Source organism: Rhodococcus ruitaii, from assembly GCF_055230935.1.
Genome location: NZ_JBUYWC010000019.1, coordinates 33077 through 52786, shown reverse-complemented (window position 1 = coordinate 52786; position 19710 = coordinate 33077). Strand labels below are relative to the sequence as shown.

22 protein-coding genes are annotated in these 19710 nt (G+C 64.7%); 6 read left to right on the top strand and 16 right to left on the bottom strand.

Annotated features, from left to right (window positions below; all coding sequences use genetic code 11):
* Nucleotides 1-73: 73 nt before the first annotated feature.
* Nucleotides 74-700 carry a carbonic anhydrase gene (locus ACZI8W_RS22375; protein WP_463370713.1) on the bottom strand — a complete coding sequence of 209 codons (627 nt, stop codon included), beginning with the start codon at nucleotides 698-700 and terminating at the stop codon, nucleotides 74-76.
* 92 nt (nucleotides 701-792) lie between these two features.
* Between ACZI8W_RS22375 and ACZI8W_RS22370 the strand changes: the two genes are divergently transcribed.
* Nucleotides 793-1674, top strand: coding sequence for an HhH-GPD family protein (locus tag ACZI8W_RS22370; protein WP_463370712.1), 882 nt, complete (start codon nucleotides 793-795; stop codon nucleotides 1672-1674).
* On the opposite strand, the gene ACZI8W_RS22365 is transcribed toward ACZI8W_RS22370, so the two are convergent.
* On the bottom strand, nucleotides 1671-2429 hold the full coding sequence (locus ACZI8W_RS22365; RefSeq protein WP_463370711.1) for an alpha/beta fold hydrolase: 759 nt from the start codon (nucleotides 2427-2429) through the stop codon (nucleotides 1671-1673). The genes ACZI8W_RS22370 and ACZI8W_RS22365 overlap by 4 nt on opposite strands.
* A 33-nt stretch (nucleotides 2430-2462) precedes the next feature.
* On the opposite strand from ACZI8W_RS22365, the gene ACZI8W_RS22360 reads away from it, so the two are divergent.
* Both ACZI8W_RS22360 and ACZI8W_RS22355 read left to right on the top strand, forming a co-directional pair.
* Nucleotides 2463-2768 carry an antibiotic biosynthesis monooxygenase family protein gene (locus tag ACZI8W_RS22360; RefSeq protein WP_463370710.1) on the top strand — a complete coding sequence of 102 codons (306 nt, stop codon included), beginning with the start codon at nucleotides 2463-2465 and terminating at the stop codon, nucleotides 2766-2768.
* Nucleotides 2768-3292 carry a DUF1990 domain-containing protein gene (locus ACZI8W_RS22355; protein ID WP_463370709.1) on the top strand — a complete coding sequence of 175 codons (525 nt, stop codon included), beginning with the start codon at nucleotides 2768-2770 and terminating at the stop codon, nucleotides 3290-3292. Before ACZI8W_RS22360 ends, ACZI8W_RS22355 begins: the two co-directional genes overlap by 1 nt.
* Here ACZI8W_RS22355 and ACZI8W_RS22350 read toward each other — a convergent pair.
* Nucleotides 3283-3684, bottom strand: a complete 402-nt coding sequence (locus tag ACZI8W_RS22350) for a nuclear transport factor 2 family protein (protein ID WP_463370708.1) — start codon at nucleotides 3682-3684, stop codon at nucleotides 3283-3285. The genes ACZI8W_RS22355 and ACZI8W_RS22350 overlap by 10 nt on opposite strands.
* A 77-nt stretch (nucleotides 3685-3761) precedes the next feature.
* Here ACZI8W_RS22350 and ACZI8W_RS22345 point away from each other — a divergent pair, with 77 nt between their 5' ends.
* Nucleotides 3762-4619: a helix-turn-helix domain-containing protein gene (locus ACZI8W_RS22345; RefSeq protein ID WP_463370707.1), complete on the top strand. Its 858-nt coding sequence runs from the start codon at nucleotides 3762-3764 to the stop codon at nucleotides 4617-4619.
* A 7-nt stretch (nucleotides 4620-4626) separates the two neighbouring features.
* Here ACZI8W_RS22345 and ACZI8W_RS22340 read toward each other — a convergent pair whose 3' ends face one another.
* The 4 genes from ACZI8W_RS22340 to ACZI8W_RS22325 form a co-directional block, all read right to left on the bottom strand.
* Nucleotides 4627-5361 carry a DsbA family oxidoreductase gene (locus ACZI8W_RS22340; RefSeq protein WP_463370706.1) on the bottom strand — a complete coding sequence of 245 codons (735 nt, stop codon included), beginning with the start codon at nucleotides 5359-5361 and terminating at the stop codon, nucleotides 4627-4629.
* Nucleotides 5362-5421: 60 nt separating this feature from the next.
* A complete protein-coding gene (locus ACZI8W_RS22335; protein ID WP_463370705.1) occupies nucleotides 5422-5862 on the bottom strand; it encodes an OsmC family peroxiredoxin in 441 nt (146 codons plus the stop codon).
* A 106-nt stretch (nucleotides 5863-5968) separates the two neighbouring features.
* Nucleotides 5969-6916 carry a helix-turn-helix transcriptional regulator gene (locus ACZI8W_RS22330; RefSeq protein WP_463370704.1) on the bottom strand — a complete coding sequence of 316 codons (948 nt, stop codon included), beginning with the start codon at nucleotides 6914-6916 and terminating at the stop codon, nucleotides 5969-5971.
* Between the two features lie 53 nt (nucleotides 6917-6969).
* Nucleotides 6970-7800 carry an AraC family transcriptional regulator gene (locus tag ACZI8W_RS22325; RefSeq protein WP_463370703.1) on the bottom strand — a complete coding sequence of 277 codons (831 nt, stop codon included), beginning with the start codon at nucleotides 7798-7800 and terminating at the stop codon, nucleotides 6970-6972.
* Between the two features lie 59 nt (nucleotides 7801-7859).
* On the opposite strand from ACZI8W_RS22325, the gene ACZI8W_RS22320 reads away from it, so the two are divergent.
* A complete protein-coding gene (locus ACZI8W_RS22320; RefSeq protein ID WP_463370702.1) occupies nucleotides 7860-9131 on the top strand; it encodes an amidohydrolase family protein in 1272 nt (423 codons plus the stop codon).
* Nucleotides 9132-9213: 82 nt separating this feature from the next.
* Entirely contained in the window at nucleotides 9214-9807 is a 594-nt protein-coding gene (locus tag ACZI8W_RS22315; protein WP_463370701.1) for a TIGR03086 family metal-binding protein, read from the top strand.
* A gap of 86 nt (nucleotides 9808-9893) precedes the next feature.
* On the opposite strand, the gene ACZI8W_RS22310 is transcribed toward ACZI8W_RS22315, so the two are convergent.
* From ACZI8W_RS22310 to ACZI8W_RS22270, 9 genes are all read right to left on the bottom strand, one after another.
* On the bottom strand, nucleotides 9894-12437 hold the full coding sequence (locus ACZI8W_RS22310) for an ATP-dependent Clp protease ATP-binding subunit (RefSeq protein ID WP_463370700.1): 2544 nt from the start codon (nucleotides 12435-12437) through the stop codon (nucleotides 9894-9896).
* A 541-nt stretch (nucleotides 12438-12978) separates the two neighbouring features.
* Nucleotides 12979-13335, bottom strand: coding sequence for a histone-like nucleoid-structuring protein Lsr2 (locus ACZI8W_RS22305; protein ID WP_463370699.1), 357 nt, complete (start codon nucleotides 13333-13335; stop codon nucleotides 12979-12981).
* 101 nt (nucleotides 13336-13436) lie between these two features.
* Nucleotides 13437-14948 (bottom strand): lysine--tRNA ligase, encoded by a 1512-nt coding sequence (lysS, locus tag ACZI8W_RS22300; protein WP_463370698.1) that lies wholly within the window; start codon nucleotides 14946-14948, stop codon nucleotides 13437-13439.
* A gap of 103 nt (nucleotides 14949-15051) precedes the next feature.
* Nucleotides 15052-15504: a rhodanese-like domain-containing protein gene (locus ACZI8W_RS22295; protein WP_463370697.1), complete on the bottom strand. Its 453-nt coding sequence runs from the start codon at nucleotides 15502-15504 to the stop codon at nucleotides 15052-15054.
* A 93-nt stretch (nucleotides 15505-15597) separates the two neighbouring features.
* Nucleotides 15598-16437 (bottom strand): type III pantothenate kinase, encoded by an 840-nt coding sequence (locus ACZI8W_RS22290; RefSeq protein ID WP_463370696.1) that lies wholly within the window; start codon nucleotides 16435-16437, stop codon nucleotides 15598-15600.
* A 2-nt stretch (nucleotides 16438-16439) separates the two neighbouring features.
* A complete protein-coding gene (gene panD / locus ACZI8W_RS22285) occupies nucleotides 16440-16874 on the bottom strand; it encodes an aspartate 1-decarboxylase (RefSeq protein WP_463370695.1) in 435 nt (144 codons plus the stop codon).
* A 38-nt stretch (nucleotides 16875-16912) separates the two neighbouring features.
* Entirely contained in the window at nucleotides 16913-17851 is a 939-nt protein-coding gene (panC, locus tag ACZI8W_RS22280; protein WP_463370694.1) for a pantoate--beta-alanine ligase, read from the bottom strand.
* The gene (locus ACZI8W_RS22275) at nucleotides 17844-18779 is read right to left on the bottom strand and encodes a Rossmann-like and DUF2520 domain-containing protein (RefSeq protein WP_463370693.1); all 936 of its coding nucleotides are present in this window, start codon (nucleotides 18777-18779) and stop codon (nucleotides 17844-17846) included. The genes panC and ACZI8W_RS22275 overlap by 8 nt, the downstream gene beginning before the upstream one ends.
* A gap of 137 nt (nucleotides 18780-18916) precedes the next feature.
* Nucleotides 18917-19678, bottom strand: coding sequence for a DUF6779 domain-containing protein (locus tag ACZI8W_RS22270; protein WP_463370692.1), 762 nt, complete (start codon nucleotides 19676-19678; stop codon nucleotides 18917-18919).
* Between the last annotated feature and the right edge of the window lie 32 nt (nucleotides 19679-19710).

Sequence of the window (19710 nt, the reverse complement as noted above, 5' to 3'; positions counted from 1 at the left end):
CCTTCACACGGTATGTGTCAGCTCGGACGATAGCCACATGGTCGTCGGCGTGTCGCGTCAGTCTGTGTCGCGTTCAGTCCGAGGTCACACCGATGTCGCCGATGTGACCCTGCAGCTGTACGTGGCCGTCGTCGAGCTTGTACGTCACACCGGCGATAGCGCACCTGCCATCGGCAATACGTTCCGCGATGATCTGCGAGCGTTCGGTGAGCAGCTTGCCCGTTTCCACGACGTGGCGCGCCTCGAGTTCGTCGACGGTCTTGAGCCCTTCTCGGCGTCCGAGAAGAATCGACGGAGCAACCCGCTCGACGATGCTGCGGATGAAGCCCGACGGAACGTCGCCGCCGTCGAGCGCCGAGAGTGTCGCACCGACAGCACCGCAGGTGTCGTGCCCGAGCACGACGATGAGCGGCACGTCGAGAATCTCCACGGCGTATTCGATCGAGCCCAGCACGGAACTGTCGATGACATGCCCCGCGGTTCGCACGACGAACATGTCGCCCAGACCCTGATCGAAGATGATCTCGGCGGCGACGCGGGAGTCGCCGCAGCCGAAGAGAACGGCAGTGGGATGCTGACCGTTGACGAGTTCCTCGCGGCGGTCGATGCCCTGACTTGGGTGCAGCGGGGTGTCGCTGACGAAGCGCTGATTACCCTCGGTCAGGGCCTTCCACGCTGAGACGGGATTCGAGTTCGGCATATGCGCATTATCCACCCGCGCACATTGCGGGATTCACGCGGATATCTTTTTCCGGTGAACGACACCGAACTGCTGACACTGAAGGAGACGAGATGACGGTCGATTCCGCCACGTTGCTGCGCTGGTACGCCGCCGACGCGCGGGATCTTCCATGGCGCCGCGAGAGCGTCACGGGCTGGCAGATCCTCATGTCGGAGATCATGCTGCAGCAGACCCCGGTCGCGCGGGTCGCGCCGATCTGGGAGGAGTGGGTCCGGCGCTGGCCGGTCCCGTCGGTGATGGCGGCGTCGAGCCAAGCCGAGGTGCTGCGGGCGTGGGGCAAACTCGGATATCCGCGTCGTGCGTTGCGCTTGCATGAGTGCGCCGGGATCCTCGCCGCCGAACACGACGACCGGGTGCCCGACGACGTCGAGATCCTGCTGTCGCTCCCGGGGATCGGTGAGTACACGGCACGGGCGGTCGCGTGTTTCGCGTACGGGCAGCGTGTACCCGTGGTCGACACCAATGTGCGACGTGTCGTCGCCCGAGCCGTCCTGGGCAATGCGGAACCCGGAAACCCCTCCACCCGAAAGGATCTCGCCGCAGTCGAAGAATTACTCCCGCGCACCCGGACGCACGCCGCGACATTCTCTGCTGCGCTGATGGAACTCGGCGCGACGGTGTGCACCGCGCGGAACCCGGCGTGCGATCGCTGCCCGCTCCCCGAATGCGCGTGGGTGCAGGCCGGCCGACCCGCTCACGACGGACCGGCCCGGCGCGTACAGAAATTCGCCGGCACCGATCGTCAGGTGCGCGGAAAACTGATGGCCGTCCTCCGCGAGAGCGAAATGCCCGTCGAACGTCCGGCACTCGACCAGGTGTGGCTGACCGACCCGGGACAGCGCGACCGGGCACTGCATTCGCTGCTCGTCGATGGGTTGGTCGAACAGACCGACGACGGGCGCTTCGCCCTCGCCGGTGAGGGCGCGCGCTAGCCGAGGCGCTGTCCGGGCCGGTCGAGAGTTTTCAGGAATCGTTCCACTTCCGTGCGGTACGCGTCGGGTCTGTCGTCGTGAACGAGATGCCCGGCGCCGACGATACGCACGTAATCCGTACCGGGCCGGGCGCTCATCTCACGCATCTGCCCGTCCGGGGTGATGGTGAACTCACCCTCGATGAGCAGTGCGGGGACCCGGATCGAACACCATTCGTTCCAGAAGTCGCGGGTGCCCCATTCCTCTGAAATGTCGCGGAACGTCGCGACCGCACCGTGGAGATGCCAGCCGTCGTCGCGGCGCTCGAACGAGTCCAGGAAGTACCGTCCGGCCACCGGACCGAAGAAGTCGATCATCGCCTGGTCGGTGGCGAACGGCTGAGGCCACTGCTCGATCATCGCGGCCCAGTTCGCTGCCGTACGTCCGCGGAAATCCGGAGCCATGTCCTCGATCACCAGGGCCGCCACACGATCGGGATGCGCGGCCGCGAGGCACCATGCGTGCAGCGCGCCCATCGAATGCCCGACGACCACGAGTGGCTCGTCGAACCCGTCGAGGTGGGACACCAGATCCTCGACGAACGCGTCGGTGGTCAACTCCGGAGGCGCGGAGCGTCCGTGCCCCGCCGCATCGAAAGTGTGGACGTGACCGTACTCGCGCAGCCACGGCACGTGGCGTCGCCAGGTGCGCGCGCTCCCCATCAATCCGTGCAACAGCAGGATCGGACGTCCACTACCACCTTCGTCGTGCAACACAGTCGCCCAAGATAGCGGAGTAGGCTCGCGCGCATGGCAGTCGTGAAGATCAACGCAATCGAAATCCCTGAGGGTGCAGGCCCCGAACTGGAGAAGCGGTTCGCCAATCGTGCGCACACCGTCGACAACTCCAAAGGCTTTCTGGGATTCCAACTCCTCCGCCCGACGGCGGGCGAGTCCCGCTACTTCGTCGTGACCCAGTGGGAGACCGAAGAGGACTTCGCTGCGTGGCGCGACGGTGATGCCCGCGCAGCCCATGCCGGCGAGGCCAAGAAGCCTGTTGCGTCGGGTGCATCCCTGCTCGAGTTCGAGGTCGTCCTCGACGTCAAGAAGTCCTGATGGTCGTGCCCGGTGGATCCGGGCGCGAGTTCACCTGTCCCGATGTGAGCGCCGGCCGGAGAAACATCACTCCGGCCGGCTACCGGTCGCTGGAGATGGTGCGTGAACTGGGTACCGACGACGAGATCTTCGATGCCGCATCCGACCGGTTGTTCGGCTGGCACATGCATCGTGCCGCCGGTATCCGGGTGGCGCACGGAACACCGCCGCCCGCTGTCGACGTCGATGTATGCCTCGAATGGGGCATCGGTCCGATTCGAGCGTCGGCCTGGTGCCGGGTGATCGAGGTCGTCGACGAACCCGACCGTCGAGGTTTCTCGTACGGCACGCTCACCGGGCATCCCGAGAGCGGCGAGGAGACGTTTCTCGTCGAACGCAACGCCGACGGACGCGTCACCGCTCGGATCTCCGCCTTCTCCCGCCCCGCACGCTGGTACACCCGGATCGCGGGCCCGCTCGGTCGCCTGGTGCAGCGCCGGATCACGCAGCGCTACCTCGACGGGATCGCCGACGATCAGTGCTGAGCGCGCGGATCGAAACCGTCTGGAGCACGGTCCAGAAATGTCGTCACACCAGATACCCGGCCCCGATCGTCCACGACGAGAATGTCGGTTCCCGTCGCGAACGGATCCGCTTCGGGAGTGATCAGCTCCCAGAGCACCCGCGCCCGATCGTGATGGACATCAGGCTCACCGCGAAGTCCGAATTCGTAGCCCCTCATATGTTCACCGAACTGCTTCCGGAAGTCGACGAGCGCGTCCGGACCGGCGAGTACGCCCACCGGGGCGCAGTATTCGACGTCGTCGGACCACGTGTCGCGGGTGAGCGCCTCGTCGTAGCCGGAATTCCAGAACCGCACGTACCGCTCGATCGCGGCCGCAACGTCAGTTCCTTCGAGGTTGGTCGTATCGGTCATGTCGTCCTCCTGTCGGACTCGTGGTCGCGCAGGATTGCGACCGACTCGAAGCCTGCTCCACCCGGAGGCCGCAGTCGATGACGTCGGAAGTCATTGCCGCACCGCACGCCGTCGCGGATCGTGGAGACATGGCCGATCACCCCGCAACACGCACAGGTCCCGCAACATGCACAGACGATGTGGGGCGGCTGCTGAAGTCGTGGCGGGAACAACGCGGACGCTCCCAACTCGAACTGTCGATCGCTGCAGATCTGTCGACCCGGCACCTCAGCTACGTCGAGACCGGTCGATCCGTCCCCGGCCGCGGTGTGATCGAACGATTGTCGGACGAGCTCGGAATCTCGCTCCGCGAACGCAATCGGCTGTATCTCGCGGCAGGTTACGCGCCTGTCTATCCCGAGCATCCACTCGAGGATCTGGGGGCCGCGCGGGATGCTGTGGAGGCGGTGCTCAGGGGACACGAGCCGAATCCGGCGATGGCGGTGAACGCACGCTGGGAACTACTTACGGCGAACGGGCCCGCGAACGGCCTGCTCGCGGGCATCGCACCCCATCTACTCGAACCGCCCGTCAACATCCTCCGGGCGACGCTTCACCCAGAGGGCCTGGCGCCGGCGATCCGCAACTTCGTGCCGTGGCGAGCCCACGTCCTCCGGAGGGTCGAACGCCAACTGTTGCACACCGCGATGCCGGACCTCGCACAGTTGCGCGACGAACTTGCGGAATATCCAGTGTCGGGGGGACAGCGCGACGCCCACACAATTCCGAACGATCTCGCGATGCCTCTCGTGGTCGCAACGGTCCATGGCGACCTCGCCCTGCTCTACACGACAACGGTGTTCGGGTCCCCGCACGATGTGACACTCGACGAGATCGCGGTCGAGACGTTCTTTCCCGCCGACGCCGGGACCGCAAGGATCCTCCGATCGATGTGACCTCCGCTCATACGACGCAGCTGTCTCCCGCGCATCCGTCAGCGTCATCGGCAAGCGGATTTCCAACGGGTTCGGCGCTGTCTGCATCGGAAACCGCGCGTTCCAGCAATGCGAGGAACACGTCCTTCGTCTGGGCACCCGACACCGCGACCGCGCGGTTGGCGACGAAGAACGGGACACCCGTGACACCCAGCTGCCGGGCTTCGAGGAGGTCTGCACGCACAGCATCCGCAGCAGTGTCGGAGTCGAGATCCGCGCGGACCTGATCTGCATCGAGCCCCACCGAAGCGGCGATACGCACCAGCACCTCGCGATCGTCCACAATCTCACCGTCGACGAAATGGGCACGAAACAGTACCTCGAGCACCTCGTTGCGCTTGTCACCGGCGATGTGCAGGAGTCGGTGCGCGTCGAAGGTGTTCGCCGCAATGACGGTGTCGAAATCGATGTCCAACCCGATCTGCGCGGCGGTGGCAGATACCTGCGAGAACATCTGCCGCACCTGCTCGGCGGGCATACCCTTCATCTCGACCAGCGCATCGATCTCGGGCTTCCTCATGCCAGTTGGGGTGTCGGGCGCCAGCTGATACGACCGCCATGTCACCGTGATCCGATCACGCTGCGGGAATCCGGCTAGGGCATCGCCGAATCGGCGCTTGCCGATGTAACACCACGGGCACGCGATGTCCGACCAGATCTCGATATGGGCGATGGGAAGATCGATGTCGGTGGATGTGCTCACGAATCGAACAACGGCATCGTGGCCGCGGATTGTTCCCCGGCCACCGTCTGCCTCATTCGTTCAGGATTCGAGCGCAGCGTCGAGCGCGATCTCCACACCCGTCAGCGCCCGGCTCACCGGACAGGTCTCTTTGGCGGTCTGTGCCGCCTTCGCGAAGCCGTCGGCGTCGAGTCCTGTGACTTCACCGCGGACCGTCAGCGTGATCCCGGTGAGCCGAAACCCGGACTCGGGGTGCGGCCCGAGTGATACGTCGGCCTTGACCTCGAGGCTCTGCGGGGTGCCACCGGCTTCGGCGATGACCGCCGACAACTGCATTGCGAAGCACGCCGAGTGAGCGGCCGCGATCAGTTCTTCGGGGCTCGTGGCGCCGTCGGCGTTGTCGGCTGCCCGCTTGGGAAACGAGACATCGAATGTGCCGCGGCCCGAGCTGGTCAGTTCGACCTGGCCCGAACCGTCCTCGAGTCCTCCGTTCCATGCAGTCCGTGCAGTCCGTGTTGGCATTGTTGCTCCTCCATCCGGCCGGAAATTTTCGGTCTGGACCGAACCTACGCCGTCGGCTCGGCCGCGGCCCCCGGTTCGCCGACAATCAGGAAACGTCGCTGGCCTGTCACCCATGGCGTGCCGCGAGTCGCAGCGCCCCCGCTCGGATCTGGTCGCGAAGGTCGGACGGCGCGAGAAGTTCGGCATCGTCCCCGAGTTGCCACATCACCGCCCCCGCGTGGCCGGCACTGCCGAATTCCACCTCGATACGACACCACCCATCGTCGGCTGCGTCACGTTCGCTGAGGGCGATCGCGACCGCAGCGAGTTCTTCGCGGCGGTTTTCACGCACTCGAAGGGTGGCCGAGATCGTGGCCATGCCTGCCCGGAACCGTGCCCGCCTGCGATGCCAGATCTCAGCGAGGTCGACGTCGGCGGGTCGCTCGGCCGCGGCGTCCAGCATCTTCACCTCGTCGATACGCGAGAGCCGGTACGTCCGTTCGTCGCCGCGATGCAAGGCCACGAGATACCAGCGCCCGGCGGCGCTGACCACACCGAGCGGGTCGACGGTCCGCCATCTTGGATCCCGGTCGCGCGGGCGGTACCGGATTCGTAGCCGGACGCCATCGAACACGGCCTGTTGCACCGCGCCGAGGTGCGGGTCGACCGAGGCCTCCGTAATCCACCCTGCCCCGGTGACGAGGATCCGTTCCGACGCCCGGATCGCCGCCGCGCGACCCGCCTCGGGCAGCGCATCGGTGACCTTCCGCATCGCAGCAGCGAACGCGGGTGCCATCCCGAGGGCCGTCGTGTCGGCAGAGGTGCTCGCCGCGAGCAACGCGGTTGCCTCGTCGATCGTCAGCCCGGTGAGGTCGGTGGTGAATCCGGGTAACAACGCGAACCCGCCGTCGCGTCCACGTTCCGCGTACACCGGGATACCCACCGACGACAGTGCCTCGACGTCGCGAAGGACGGTCCGCACCGACACTTCGAGTTCGCGGGCTATCGCCGGGGCGGTCATCCGACCTCGGCTTCGAAGCATCAACACCAACGACAGCAATCGTTCCGCGCGCACCATCGGATCATCGCACCGAAACCTGACAGGGAATGTCAGGTTCGACTCCGGGATCAGGGCCCTTCGGTGATGCTGCGATGCCGGTACGACGACGGGGATTGACCGCAGAAGTCGCTGAACGCCCGGGCGAACGAACTGCCGTTGTCGAATCCGACGGCGCGGGCGGTTTCCTGAACAGATTGTCCGGGCGACGCGAGGAGTGCCATTGCTCGCAGCATCCGGGCCTGGAGAAGGTAGGTACGCCACGACATGCCGACGTGCTCGTCGAACAGTCGCCGCAGAGTGCGTTCGGACACCGATACTGCGCAGCCGACCTCACCGATGGTGACGTCGCGGAGATTCGCCTTGGTGAACGCCATCGCGTCATGGACCACCGGATGGTCCGACATCGGAAGGCTGAGCAGGGCTTCGTCGGAATCGATGGCTTCGAGCACGAGCCCCCCGAGGGTTGCGAAGAAGCGCTCCGCGGTGGCGTCGTCGGAAAGCCGGCCCACGGGCCACCGCTGCGCATGGATGATCATTTCCCGGATCAACGGCGAGACGTCGAGGACTGCCGCTCGGTCGCCGTGATACTTCACCAGTTCCGGGTCGAACATCACGGCGATCGAACGCACCCTGGGGCTCATCGTCGCTTGATGGCGCAGTCCCGCCGGTATCCAGACCGCTTGCTGAGGCGGCAGCAGATAGTGGGTGGTGGCGGTCTCCACTTCGACCACGCCACCCACGGCGTACTCGATCTGATGCATGTCGTGACTGTGCCAGTCGGTCACGAGGCTCCCACCTTCGTACAGGTAGCTACCGGCGGTCACGGCCGCACTGCGACGCAAACTCTTGAGATTGGCCGATTCTGCACGATGCATGGCCGATGGTGTGGAGACGGTCATGACTATGAACGGTACAACAGGAGTAACCACTATGTGACGAGCAGCACCCAGGAGGGGAAATGCAACTCGACGACATGATTCTCGTGAGCATCGATGACCACGTGGTAGAACCACCCGATATGTTCGCCCGCCACGTACCTGCCAAGTACAGGGACGAAGCGCCCAAGGTGATCGTCACCGAGCAAGGTATCGACCAGTGGGTCTACCAAGGAAGGCCGACCGGAGTCAGCGGTCTCAACGCGGTGGTCTCATGGCCGGCAGAAGAATGGGGTCGCGATCCCGCCCGGTTCGCCGAGATGCGCCCCGGCGTGTACGACATCCACGAGCGCGTGCGCGACATGGACCGCAACGGCATCGTCGGGTCGATGTGCTTTCCCACATTCACCGGCTTCTCGGCCCGTCATCTGAACCAACACCAGGCCGAGGTGACCGTTGTGATGGTGCAGGCCTACAACGATTGGCACATCGACGAATGGTGCGGCGCGTACCCGGACCGCTTCCTGCCCCTCGCGCTCCTGCCCACATGGAACGTGCCGGCGATGTGCGACGAGATCCGACGTGTTGCGGCGAAGGGCTGCCGGGCTGTCACCATGCCCGAGCTTCCCCACCTCGAGGGACTGCCGAGCTACCACGACATCGAGTACTGGGGCCCGGTATTTCAGACCCTGTCCGACGAGGGCGTCGTGATGTGCCTGCACATCGGTTCCGGGTTCGGCGCCATCTCGATGGCGAAGGACGCCCCGATCGACAACTTGATCGTGCTCGCCACCCAGATCTCTGCCATCGCCGCGCAGGATCTTCTGTGGGGCCAGGCCATGCGTTCCTACCCGGACCTGAAGTTCGCCTTCTCGGAAGGCGGAATCGGCTGGATCCCATTCTTCCTGGACCGCTGCGACCGGCACTACACAAACCAGCGCTGGCTCCGTCGCGACTTCGGCGGCAAGCTGCCCAGCGAGGTCTTCAAGGAGCATTCGCTCGCCTGCTACGTCACCGATCCCACCGCATTGAAACTGCGTCACGAGATCGGCATGGACATCATCGCGTGGGAGTGCGACTACCCCCACTCCGACTGCTTCTGGCCCGATGCACCGGAGAAGGTACTCGGTGAACTCGAGGCAGCGGGAGCGACCGACGCCGAGATAGACAAGATCACCTGGCAGAACTCCTGCCGATTCTTCAACTGGGATCCGTTCTCGAAGATCAAGCGCGAAGACGCGACCGTCGGAGCGCTGCGAGCGGGGGCGACCGACGTGGACGTGTCGATCCGATCCCGCGCCGAGTGGGCGAAGCTTTACGAGGCCAAGCACAAGGATTCCGTGACGGCAGGATGATTTCCACTTCCGAATCGATCGGAAACACATGACAGGAAATACCTGACAGAGGATGTCATGTTTCGGGCGCATGCTGTGTGCCATGACGACGATGCAGACAGACCCACGCCCCCTGTTCCGTGACGCCCTCGACTGGGTGGCCGGACTCATCGACGGAGTCCGGGCGGACCAGTTCACCGATCCGACACCGTGCCCCGAGTTCGACGTCCGTTCCCTCATCGGACACCTCGTGTCCACCATCGACCGGGGCCGCGTCATCGGCGTCGGCGGCGACCCACTGACCGTCCCCGAAGTAGTCACCGAGCCGGATGGCGGCTGGGTCGCCGCGCTGCGCACGAGCGCCGAGCGCTATTGGGAGGTGTGGAACGACGATGCCCTGCTCGACACCACCGTCACAGCACCGTGGGGCACCTTCCCGGGGCGCGCGGCAGTCCTCATCGCACTCAACGAAGCACTCGTGCACGGGTGGGACCTGGCAACCGCAACCGGACAGCACGCGGAGGCCGATCCGGCTCTGGCGAACGCAGCGCTCGGCATCATGCAGCGTGCGCTCCCCGACACCCCGCGCGGGGGGCCCGTCCCGTTCGGCCCGGTGGTGGAATCGGTTCCGGGCGCCGGGGCAACCGAACGCCTCGCCAACTGGTCGGGGCGGCCGACCAATCCGGTGAAGAGCTGACACCCGGACGAACCCCACAGGTTCTACAACGCCTCAGGGGCGGCACCCGAAATGGAGTGCCGCCCCTGAGGCGTATGTGCGTACTGCTACTGGGCGTCTGTTTCGCCCTCGCTGCTCTTGGCGAGCACGACCGCCGGGGTGTCGGGCACCTCGGCCGGCTTCTCGGTCGGTGTGAAGGTGAACTTCGCGTTCTCGCCGGCACCTTCGCCGTCCCAGCCCTCGACGTCGACCAGGATGATGTGGCCGGCGCCGATCTCGCCGAACAGGATCTTCTCGGACAGTTGATCCTCGATCTCGCGCTGGATGGTGCGACGCAGCGGACGTGCACCGAGGACCGGGTCGAATCCTCGCTTGGCCAGCAACGCCTTCGCCTTCTCGGTGAGCTCGATCCCCATGTCCTTGTTCTTGAGCTGAACTTCGACGCGGCCGATCATCAGGTCGACCATCTCGATGATCTGTTCCTGAGTGAGCTGGTGGAAGACGATGATGTCGTCGATGCGGTTGAGGAACTCCGGCCGGAAGTGCTTCTTGAGCTCGTCGTTGACCTTGTTCTTCATCCGCTCGTAGTTCGACTGGTCGCCCTTCCCGGAGGTGAAGCCCAGCCCGACTGCCTTGGAGATGTCCGACGTACCGAGGTTCGACGTGAAGATCAGCACCGTGTTCTTGAAGTCCACCGTGCGGCCCTGACCGTCGGTCAGGCGACCATCTTCGAGAACCTGCAGGAGCGTGTTGTAGATCTCCTGGTGAGCCTTCTCGATCTCGTCGAACAGGACGACGGAGAACGGCTTGCGGCGGACCTTCTCGGTGAGCTGGCCGCCCTCTTCGTATCCGACGTACCCGGGAGGCGCACCGAACAGACGTGAGGCGGTGAACCGGTCGTGGAACTCACCCATGTCGATCTGGATGAGGGCGTCGTCCTCGCCGAACAGGAAGTTCGCGAGTGCCTTGGACAGCTCGGTCTTACCGACGCCGGACGGGCCGGCGAAGATGAACGAGCCCGAGGGGCGCTTCGGATCCTTGAGGCCTGCACGCGTACGACGGATCGCCTTGGCGACCGCCTTGACGGCATCCTCCTGGCCGATGATCCGCTTGTGCAGCTCGTCCTCCATACGGAGCAGACGGGTGGTCTCCTCCTCGGTGAGCTTGAACACAGGGATACCGGTCCAGTTCGCGAGAACCTCCGCGATCTGTTCCTCGTCGACCTCCGCAACCACATCGAGGTCGCCTGCTCGCCACTGCTTCTCCCGCTCGGAGCGCTGAGCGACGAGTTGCTTCTCCTTGTCGCGAAGGCTCGCGGCCTTCTCGAAGTCCTGCGCGTCGATCGCAGACTCCTTCTCGCGACGTGCGTCGGCGATCTTGTCGTCGAACTCGCGCAGGTCCGGCGGAGCGGTCATCCGGCGGATACGCATCCGGGCGCCTGCCTCGTCGATGAGGTCGATCGCCTTGTCCGGCAGGAAGCGGTCGTTGATGTAGCGATCAGCAAGAGTTGCCGAGGCCACGAGCGCCTTGTCGGAAATCGACACACGGTGGTGCGCCTCGTAGCGGTCGCGCAGACCCTTGAGGATCTCGATGGTGTGCTCGACCGTCGGCTCACCGACCTGGACGGGTTGGAAACGGCGTTCGAGCGCGGCATCCTTCTCGATGTACTTGCGGTACTCGTCGAGTGTGGTCGCGCCGATCGTCTGCAGTTCACCGCGAGCGAGCTTCGGCTTAAGGATCGACGCGGCGTCGATCGCGCCTTCCGCCGCACCCGCGCCGACGAGCGTATGCAACTCGTCGATGAACAGGATGATGTCGCCGCGGCTGTTGATCTCCTTGAGGACCTTCTTCAGGCGTTCCTCGAAATCGCCGCGGTAACGGCTGCCGGCCACGAGAGAACCCAGGTCGAGCGTGTAGAGCTGCTTGTCCTTGAGGGTCTCCGGCACTTCGCCGTTGACGATAGCCTGAGCCAGTCCCTCGACCACGGCGGTCTTACCGACGCCGGGCTCACCGATGAGCACCGGGTTGTTCTTGGTACGACGGGACAGCACCTGCATGACCCGCTCGATTTCCTTCGCACGACCGATGACCGGATCGAGCTTGCCTTCGAGAGCGGCCTGCGTGAGGTTCCGGCCGAACTGGTCGAGTACGAGTGACGTCGACGGGGTACCGGTCTCGCCGCGACTGGTGCCTGCTTCCTGCGGTTCCTTGCCCTGGTAACCCGAGAGCAACTGGATGACCTGCTGGCGGACGCGATTCAGGTCGGCGCCGAGCTTGACGAGCACCTGAGCTGCCACGCCTTCGCCCTCGCGGATCAGACCCAGGAGGATGTGCTCGGTGCCGATGTAGTTGTGACCGAGCTGCAGCGCCTCACGCAGGCTGAGTTCGAGCACCTTCTTGGCACGGGGAGTGAACGGGATGTGCCCGGACGGAGCCTGCTGCCCCTGGCCGATGATTTCCTCGACCTGACTGCGGACACCTTCCAGGGAGATCCCCAACGACTCGAGCGACTTCGCCGCCACGCCCTCACCCTCGTGGATGAGGCCCAGGAGGATGTGCTCCGTGCCGATGTAGTTGTGGTTGAGCATCCTGGCTTCTTCTTGAGCCAGGACAACGACGCGCCGCGCGCGATCGGTGAACCTTTCGAACATCGCACTCCCTCACACTCTCGGCCGACGGGTCCGGTACGAGGTTGTCCCAGACCCCGGCAGCCGCTTTTCGCTCCGGCACTCGAGTCGGTCACATCGAACCCAGCGAAGGTTCCAACGATCCCACTCGACACTCTAGTTGGCGTGATTTCCACTCGCTCCCCCTCCACCATGGCAGGTGGTCGCGGAAAACACGGCTACAAGAGGTAACGCTGCACGTGACGCATACGTTTCCGCAACCTGTACGCCAACAGCGAACAGGCGGTCAGCGAGTGAGAACCTGCCGGATTCGCCGAGCGGCACACATCGGCACCTGCTCCGGATCCGTGGACGCGTTCTCCGCGAGGGGCTGCCCTCCTTCCCCACGGTACCCGGCTGAACGGACGCGGGGAACGACCCGCATCGACCTGCAACCGTTCGGTCGCGAACAGAAATGCTGCGTCGGAAACTACCCGGATCAGCGCACGCGAACGGAATACGACAGCGCCGTCGGCGCCCGCACTGTCGGACACCGACGGCGCTGTCGGCCGAGGTGGGAAGAAACTCAGTGCGCGTTGTTGTACTGCTCGATAATGTCTGCCGAGATCCGCCCACGCGCCGAGACCTGGAGATCGTTGTTTCGCGCCCATTCACGGATAGCCGCCGTCTGCTCGCGATCCGTAGTTCCCCGCGACGACTTACTTGCCGCCGGTGCACTCTGCACGGCTTTGCTGCGCTTACGGCCGCCGACCTTACGTGCGTGCTGAATCCAGTAATCCAACTGTTCCCGCAACGCTGCCGCATTGTCTTCCGCAAGATCGATCTCGTAGGTCACGCCGTCGAGCCCGAACTCTACCGACTCATCTGCCGCCGTTTCCTGGTCGACATCGTCGATAAGTGTGACGGTGACCTTCTTTGCCATGTGCTGGAAACCCTCTCGATCAAGAAATGCACTTCCCCCCACGGGACGAGACCACAATACCTCGCAATTAGCGCATGTCTATACCGAAAGGTTCCAGATATTCAGCGAGCGGTCGGACGAACAATGGGGAAGAGGATAGTTTCCCTGATTCCCAGACCGGTCAGCGCCATCAGCAAGCGGTCGATTCCCATCCCCGTCCCAGTGGTGGGCGGCATTCCCTGTTCCATAGCGGCAAGAAAATCCTCGTCGAGAGCCATTGCCTCGTCGTCACCCTCGGCCGCAAGACGCGCCTGATCCATGAACCGCTCGCGCTGGATCACGGGATCGACGAGTTCCGAATAGCCAGTGGCAAGCTCGAACCCACGTACATAGAGATCCCACTTCTCGGTGACTCCGCGCACAGTGCGGTGATCGCGGGTGAGCGGCGAGGTCTCGACAGGGAAATCACGGACGAATGTCGGCTCGTCCAACTGGTCGCTGCACATGTGCTCCCACAGTTCCTCGACGAGCTTACCGTGACCCCAGCCCTTGCCTTCGGGAATTTCGAGCCCGACCTTCCCGGCGAGAACGGTCAATTCTTCGATCGTGGTATCGGGGGTGACTTCGGTTCCGATCGCCTGCGACAACGACGGGTACATTTCGAGGACTTTCCATTCCCCGCCGAAGTCGTAGTCGGTGCCGTCGGCCAGGGTGACGACGTGGCTGCCGAACACGGCGCGCGCAATCTCCTGGACCATCTCGCGAATCATCCGCGCGGAATCGTCGTACGTACCATAGGCCTCGTAGGTTTCGAGCATCGCAAATTCGGGCGAATGCGTGGAATCGGCGCCCTCGTTGCGGAAATTGCGGTTGATTTCGAAGACCTTGTCGATGCCACCGACGACACAGCGCTTGAGGAACAGTTCAGGCGCAATGCGCAGATACAGGTCGATGTCGAGCGCATTCGAATGCGTCACGAACGGGCGCGCCGCAGCGCCGCCGTGCAGCGTCTGCAGCATCGGTGTTTCCACCTCGAGGAATCCTCGGCGCTCGAGCGCGTTACGCAATTCACGCACCACCTCGACACGCATCCGGGCGTTCTTGCGAGCCTCCGGACGGACGATCAGATCGACGTAGCGCTGCCGAACCCGGGACTCCTCGTTCATCTCTTTGTGCGCGACGGGGAGCGGGCGCAACGCCTTCGACGCCATCTCCCAGAAATCGGCCATAACACTGAGCTCGCCGCGTCGTGAACTGATCACCTCACCATGCACGAACACGAAATCGGCCAGGTCGACGAGTGCCTTCCATTCGGCGAGGGAGTCCTCCCCCACAGCGGCGAGGCTGATCATCACCTGCAGCTGGGTTCCGTCGCCTTCTTGCAGGGTGGCAAAGCACAGCTTGCCGGTGTTACGCATGAAGATCACACGTCCGACCACCCCGACCTGCACGCCGGTCGCGGTGTCCGGTTCGAGGTCTGGATACTCGGCACGGATCTGCGCGAGGGTATGCGTGCGCGACACGACGACGGGATATGCGTCCTTGCCTGCAGCGAGGAGTCGTTCGCGCTTTTCGCGGCGGACCCGGATCTGTTCGGGGGTATCGTCGGGCTGCTGAACGCTGGCATCACTCACGGGTAACCAGACTATCCGAGATCACCGCGTCACCATGTCGCAGCCGGGCACTTCCTCCTACCGCGCGACATCGCCCATGTCGGTAAGCCGCGACATGGCCCAGTCAGTGAGCCGCGACGCGCTCCACGTCGGCCACGATGTGCTGAGCCCGCGTGACGGCATGAACCATACGGGCCGTCCTGATCGCGTCGTACCCGCCCGCCATGTGGGTGACACGGCGCAGGCCCTGCTGCTGCAGGTCCGTCACCAGGCGGTGCGAGTCGGTGCCCTCTGCCGACACCAGGATCCACTCGACATCCAGGTCGACGGCGACGGCCAGCCGGCCGGGATTCGACGGGTCGAGTCGGGCTGCCACCAGCTCCGCGGGGATCGCCAGGGCCCCCGGCAGGGTGCCCTGAGCATCCCGCTGAGCGTGGGTGCGGACATCGACGATCACCGCGCCGCGAGCGACGGCGGCAGCCAACTCGGTGGGATAGGTGCGCTCGACGGCCAGCGGCAGAAGCGCAACCGGAGCGGAGGCAGATCCAGAAACGGACGGAACAAGCGCAGCGCGCATGAGAAAGCTCCCAGGAATGTGTTATCGGTCGAGGCGGACGTCAGCCTCGACAACACTCCTGGGCACACATGCGGCGGATCACGGGAGACATTCTTACACAGAATTCCGTCGCACGGAAGCCTCAGCAGGACCTCTCCGCGATGCACGCCGTTCCTGATTCCGTTCGTAGACCAGCCGTAGACCTTCGAGGGTCAGGTCGGGTTCGTGGTGCTCGAGCAGATTCGACTCCTCCATGATCAGCGGCGCGCTGTCGCCGGTGGCGATCACCACGACGTCGTCACCACCGAATCCGGGGACTTCCGCGCACACACGACTCACAAGCCCGTCTACCATGCCGGCGAAGCCGAAAACCGCGCCGGATTGCATGCATTCGACAGTGTTCTTGCCGAGCACCGCACGTGGGCGCACAAGTTCGACCATGCGCAATGCCGCGGACTGCGACGCCAATGCGTCCATCGAGATCTCCACACCCGGGGCGATGCATCCACCGAGGAACTCACCCTTGGCGGACACCACATCGACACAGGTCGACGTACCGAAATCCACGACGATGCAGGGCCCACCATAGAAGTGGTGGGCAGCAAGGCTGTTGACGATCCGGTCGGCACCGACTTCCTTCGGATTGTCGACCAGCAACGGAACACCTGTGCGCACACCGGGTTCGACCACTACATGTGGAACCCGATCCCAATACCGGGTGAGCATCACCCTCAACTCTCGCAGCACCGAAGGAACCGTCGACAGCGCAGCGACACCGGTGATCTGCTCCACCTCCTCGCCCAGCAACCCTCTGAACGCGAATGCGAGTTCATCCGCAGTCATCCGCGAGTCGGTACGAATACGCCAATCCCGCAGCAGTTTTGCGTGCGAACCGCCGCCGGTGAACAGGCCCAGAACGATATCGGAGTTCCGGACATCGACAGCCAGGAGCACCGCTACACCATCGATGCGTCGAGAGTCGACAGCATCCGCGGAGTGATCAGGCCGGACCCCTCGGGGGCGTGCGCAGGATCACTGCCCAGCTCCACCTGACGGTTCTCCGCATCGACGAACACGACGCGCGGCGCGTAGCTCTTGCATTCCTGCTCGTTCATCACACCGTAGGCGATGAGGATGACCAGGTCACCTGGATTCACGAGATGTGCTGCAGCGCCGTTGATCCCAATGACACCCGACCCGCGTTCGCCAGCGATGACGTATGTCTCCAGACGGCTGCCGTTGTCGATGTCGACAATGCACACCTGCTCGCCTTCAAGCAGATCCGCAGCATCCATCAGGTCCTGGTCGACCGTCACCGAACCGACGTAATGCAGGTCGGCGTGCGTCACCGTTGCGCGGTGGATCTTCGACTTCATCATGGTGCGAAACATGGCGGTCCTCAGTTCTTCCTTCTCGTCGTGGACTCGAGTCAGCGAGTAAGCAGGTCGTCTTCCGCACCGGGATCGCCCTGGCCGGTTGCCCGTTCCAGGAAACCGGTTCCGACTGCGACACCGACGTTGTCGATCAAACGGGTGGAGCCCAGTCGCGCGGCCACCAGCAACCGGCCGTCGCCGCGCTCTGGCGCTTCGCCGAGGTCGACGGCGCGCAATTCCAGATAATCCACTTCGATCGCGGGTGCGGAGGCCAACACCCCGTGCGCCGCCGACAAGATCGCGTCGGCACCGCCGGCAGCGGCATGCGCGCCTGCGACAAGCGCCGCAGACAAGGCGGTGGCGATCTCGCGTTGTTCCGGGCTCAGGAAGCGATTGCGCGACGACAATGCAAGACCGTCCGATTCACGGACGGTGGGCACACCGATGATCCGCACATCGAAGTTCAGGTCGATCACCATCTGGCGGATCAGAGTGAGCTGCTGGTAATCCTTCTCACCGAAGAATGCACTGTTCGGCCCGACGATCTGCAGCAGTTTCGCGACGACCGTGAGCATGCCTGCAAAATGCGTCGGGCGGGATCCGCCCTCGAGTTCGGCGCCGAGCGGGCCCGGATGGATGAGGGTGCGGCGTCCGGCCGGATACATCGCAGAGGCGGACGGAACGAACACGAGCTCCACACCGGCGTCGCGCAGCAACTCGAGGTCCGCATCGACAGTGCGCGGGTACGCGTCGAGGTCTTCGTTCGCGCCGAACTGCAACGGATTGACGAAGATCGACACCACCACGATCGCGCCGGTCAGCTTCGCCTGCCGCACGAGTTCGAGGTGCCCGGTATGGAGCGCACCCATCGTCGGAACCAGCGCGACGGTACGGCCGACACCGCGCAGCGCCTTGGTGACCTTCGTCAGAGCAGCGGGGTCGTGGTACACGGTCAGCTCACCCCGCGCATATCCGCGCTGTTCCGTCTCACTCACCGTGATCAGCCCCTTCGAGGATTTCCATCAGTTCCGGTTTCGAACCGGTGCGCTGCGCCGATCGCAGCGACAATGCGCGGTATCCGGCGGCGATCTTCGGATCGACCTCCTCCAGTACGTGCAGGTGTGTGGCAACGGCATCGGCATCGCCGCGTGCTACCGGACCGGTCAGGGCCGACGGGCCGCGCCGCAGCACGTTGTCGAGAGCTGCAGTGAGCAGCGGTGCAATGACGCGCTCGGCGACTCCGCCGGGCTCGGCGTCGACGAGTTGCTGGCCGAGGAGTTCGTCGCCCTCGAGCGCGACCCGGAGCGCCTCGACGGCGTCGGATACCAGCGTGACCAGGTGATTACTGCCGTGGGCGAGAGCCGCGTGGTAGAGCGGGCGCATCGCCTCGGAGACGCGGACCGGTTCCCCACCGATCTCGATGACGAGTGCCTGCGCGATCGCGTAGCCGATCTCGTCGGCAGCGGTGATCCCGAAACACGCCGACGACAGGCGCGCGGTGTCTTCGTCGTGGCCGGTGAAGGTCATCGCGGGATGGATCGCGAGCGGCGTCGCACCGGCTGCGGTGAGCGGCACGAGAATTTCGATGCCGTGGGCACCGGAACTGTGCGCGACCAACGTTCCGGGACGCACGACTCCGGTGGCTGCGAGGCCCGCGACCAGCCCGGAGAGCTCTGAATCGGGTACTGCGAGCAGAAGCAGATCGCACTTGCCTGCGACCTCGTCGACAGGCAGGATCTGCGAATCCGGTAAACGTGTGTGGGCGCGATGCTTGGATGCTTCGGACACTGCCGAACACGCGATGACGACGTGGCCGACGCGTTCGAGCGCCGCTCCGAGTGCGGTACCGACACGTCCTGCGGAGACGATGCCCACGGACAACCGGGCAGGTGCAGGCGCGTTTGTGATCCCGAAGGACGTCACGGGGGTCCTCTCGTTCGTTCCAGTCCCGCGCGGCGGGTACCAGACGTTCCGCACGACAATAGCGCGTGGCCTCCGCGACAGGCCATGGAGATCCGGCGTGATCTACACCTCACCGGTGCGACCCGGAAACTCTGGTGTCAGCGATCCGACGACAGGTTCGCCAGGATTTCGGCGACGGAACGTCCCTGAGTGTGGCTTCCGGACTCTTCCGCATCGCGGCGACGCCGGGCTCGACGACCTGCGGGTACGCCAGCGGCATGCGGTGTCCCGTCCCCTGCGTCGGCGCTGTCCGTGTCGGCGCTGTCCGTCTCGGCGTCCACCGCCGATTGCTCCGCACCGGGAGCCACGATTTCCGTCTCCGCGGTCAGCGGTTCGTCGTCGGGCGACGCGAATGCCGGACCGGAGGGGTTCGGTGCGTTCACCCGAGGCGTGCCGTCGAGTTCGCGGACGAAGACCCCCTTCAGCGCGGGAGCATCGTCGGGGAGCTTCCCGTCGAACAATGCTTCGAGACTGCGGCGCAGCGCTGCAAGCTCGGTCCGCAGGGCGGCCATCTCGCCCGCATCGATCCCGAGCTCGGATCGGACCCTCTCCTCGACACCCAACTCGTACTCGCGGCGCGCCGAGATCTCTCGATCGAGCTGCAACTCGTACACGGTCTTGAGGTCTTCCGCTTTGGCCTTGTCGAGCGCCGACTCGCGGCGATACTTCGTCATCGCGATGGCCCCGACCACCGCGCACCACAAGGCGACGACCACGGCGATCCGGAGCATCTGGATGCTGTCGCTGAACACCAGTAGCAACGAGGCGAGCATGGCCAGCGCGAGCAGTCCGGCGACGATGACCGAGCCGGAACTACGCCACAGCCGGCGATCCTTACTCTCTCGCCCCCGAAACACCATGCTTGCCAGCGTACTGGTCGATAGCCGACACA

What these genes read in the sequence shown, in the direction of transcription:
- panD (WP_463370695.1), bottom strand. Translation starts at nt 16,874, where the DNA reads ATGTTTCGCACCATGATGAAGTCGAAGATCCACCGCGCAACGGTGACG.
- ACZI8W_RS22360 (WP_463370710.1), top strand. Translation starts at nt 2,463, where the DNA reads ATGGCAGTCGTGAAGATCAACGCAATCGAAATCCCTGAGGGTGCAGGC.
- ACZI8W_RS22335 (WP_463370705.1), bottom strand. Translation starts at nt 5,862, where the DNA reads ATGCCAACACGGACTGCACGGACTGCATGGAACGGAGGACTCGAGGAC.
- ACZI8W_RS22270 (WP_463370692.1), bottom strand. Translation starts at nt 19,678, where the DNA reads ATGGTGTTTCGGGGGCGAGAGAGTAAGGATCGCCGGCTGTGGCGTAGT.
- ACZI8W_RS22305 (WP_463370699.1), bottom strand. Translation starts at nt 13,335, where the DNA reads ATGGCAAAGAAGGTCACCGTCACACTTATCGACGATGTCGACCAGGAA.
- ACZI8W_RS22350 (WP_463370708.1), bottom strand. Translation starts at nt 3,684, where the DNA reads ATGACCGATACGACCAACCTCGAAGGAACTGACGTTGCGGCCGCGATC.
- ACZI8W_RS22320 (WP_463370702.1), top strand. Translation starts at nt 7,860, where the DNA reads ATGCAACTCGACGACATGATTCTCGTGAGCATCGATGACCACGTGGTA.
- ACZI8W_RS22310 (WP_463370700.1), bottom strand. Translation starts at nt 12,437, where the DNA reads ATGTTCGAAAGGTTCACCGATCGCGCGCGGCGCGTCGTTGTCCTGGCT.
- ACZI8W_RS22345 (WP_463370707.1), top strand. Translation starts at nt 3,762, where the DNA reads ATGACGTCGGAAGTCATTGCCGCACCGCACGCCGTCGCGGATCGTGGA.
- ACZI8W_RS22355 (WP_463370709.1), top strand. Translation starts at nt 2,768, where the DNA reads ATGGTCGTGCCCGGTGGATCCGGGCGCGAGTTCACCTGTCCCGATGTG.
- ACZI8W_RS22370 (WP_463370712.1), top strand. Translation starts at nt 793, where the DNA reads ATGACGGTCGATTCCGCCACGTTGCTGCGCTGGTACGCCGCCGACGCG.
- ACZI8W_RS22315 (WP_463370701.1), top strand. Translation starts at nt 9,214, where the DNA reads ATGACGACGATGCAGACAGACCCACGCCCCCTGTTCCGTGACGCCCTC.
- ACZI8W_RS22325 (WP_463370703.1), bottom strand. Translation starts at nt 7,800, where the DNA reads ATGACCGTCTCCACACCATCGGCCATGCATCGTGCAGAATCGGCCAAT.
- ACZI8W_RS22375 (WP_463370713.1), bottom strand. Translation starts at nt 700, where the DNA reads ATGCCGAACTCGAATCCCGTCTCAGCGTGGAAGGCCCTGACCGAGGGT.
- ACZI8W_RS22295 (WP_463370697.1), bottom strand. Translation starts at nt 15,504, where the DNA reads ATGCGCGCTGCGCTTGTTCCGTCCGTTTCTGGATCTGCCTCCGCTCCG.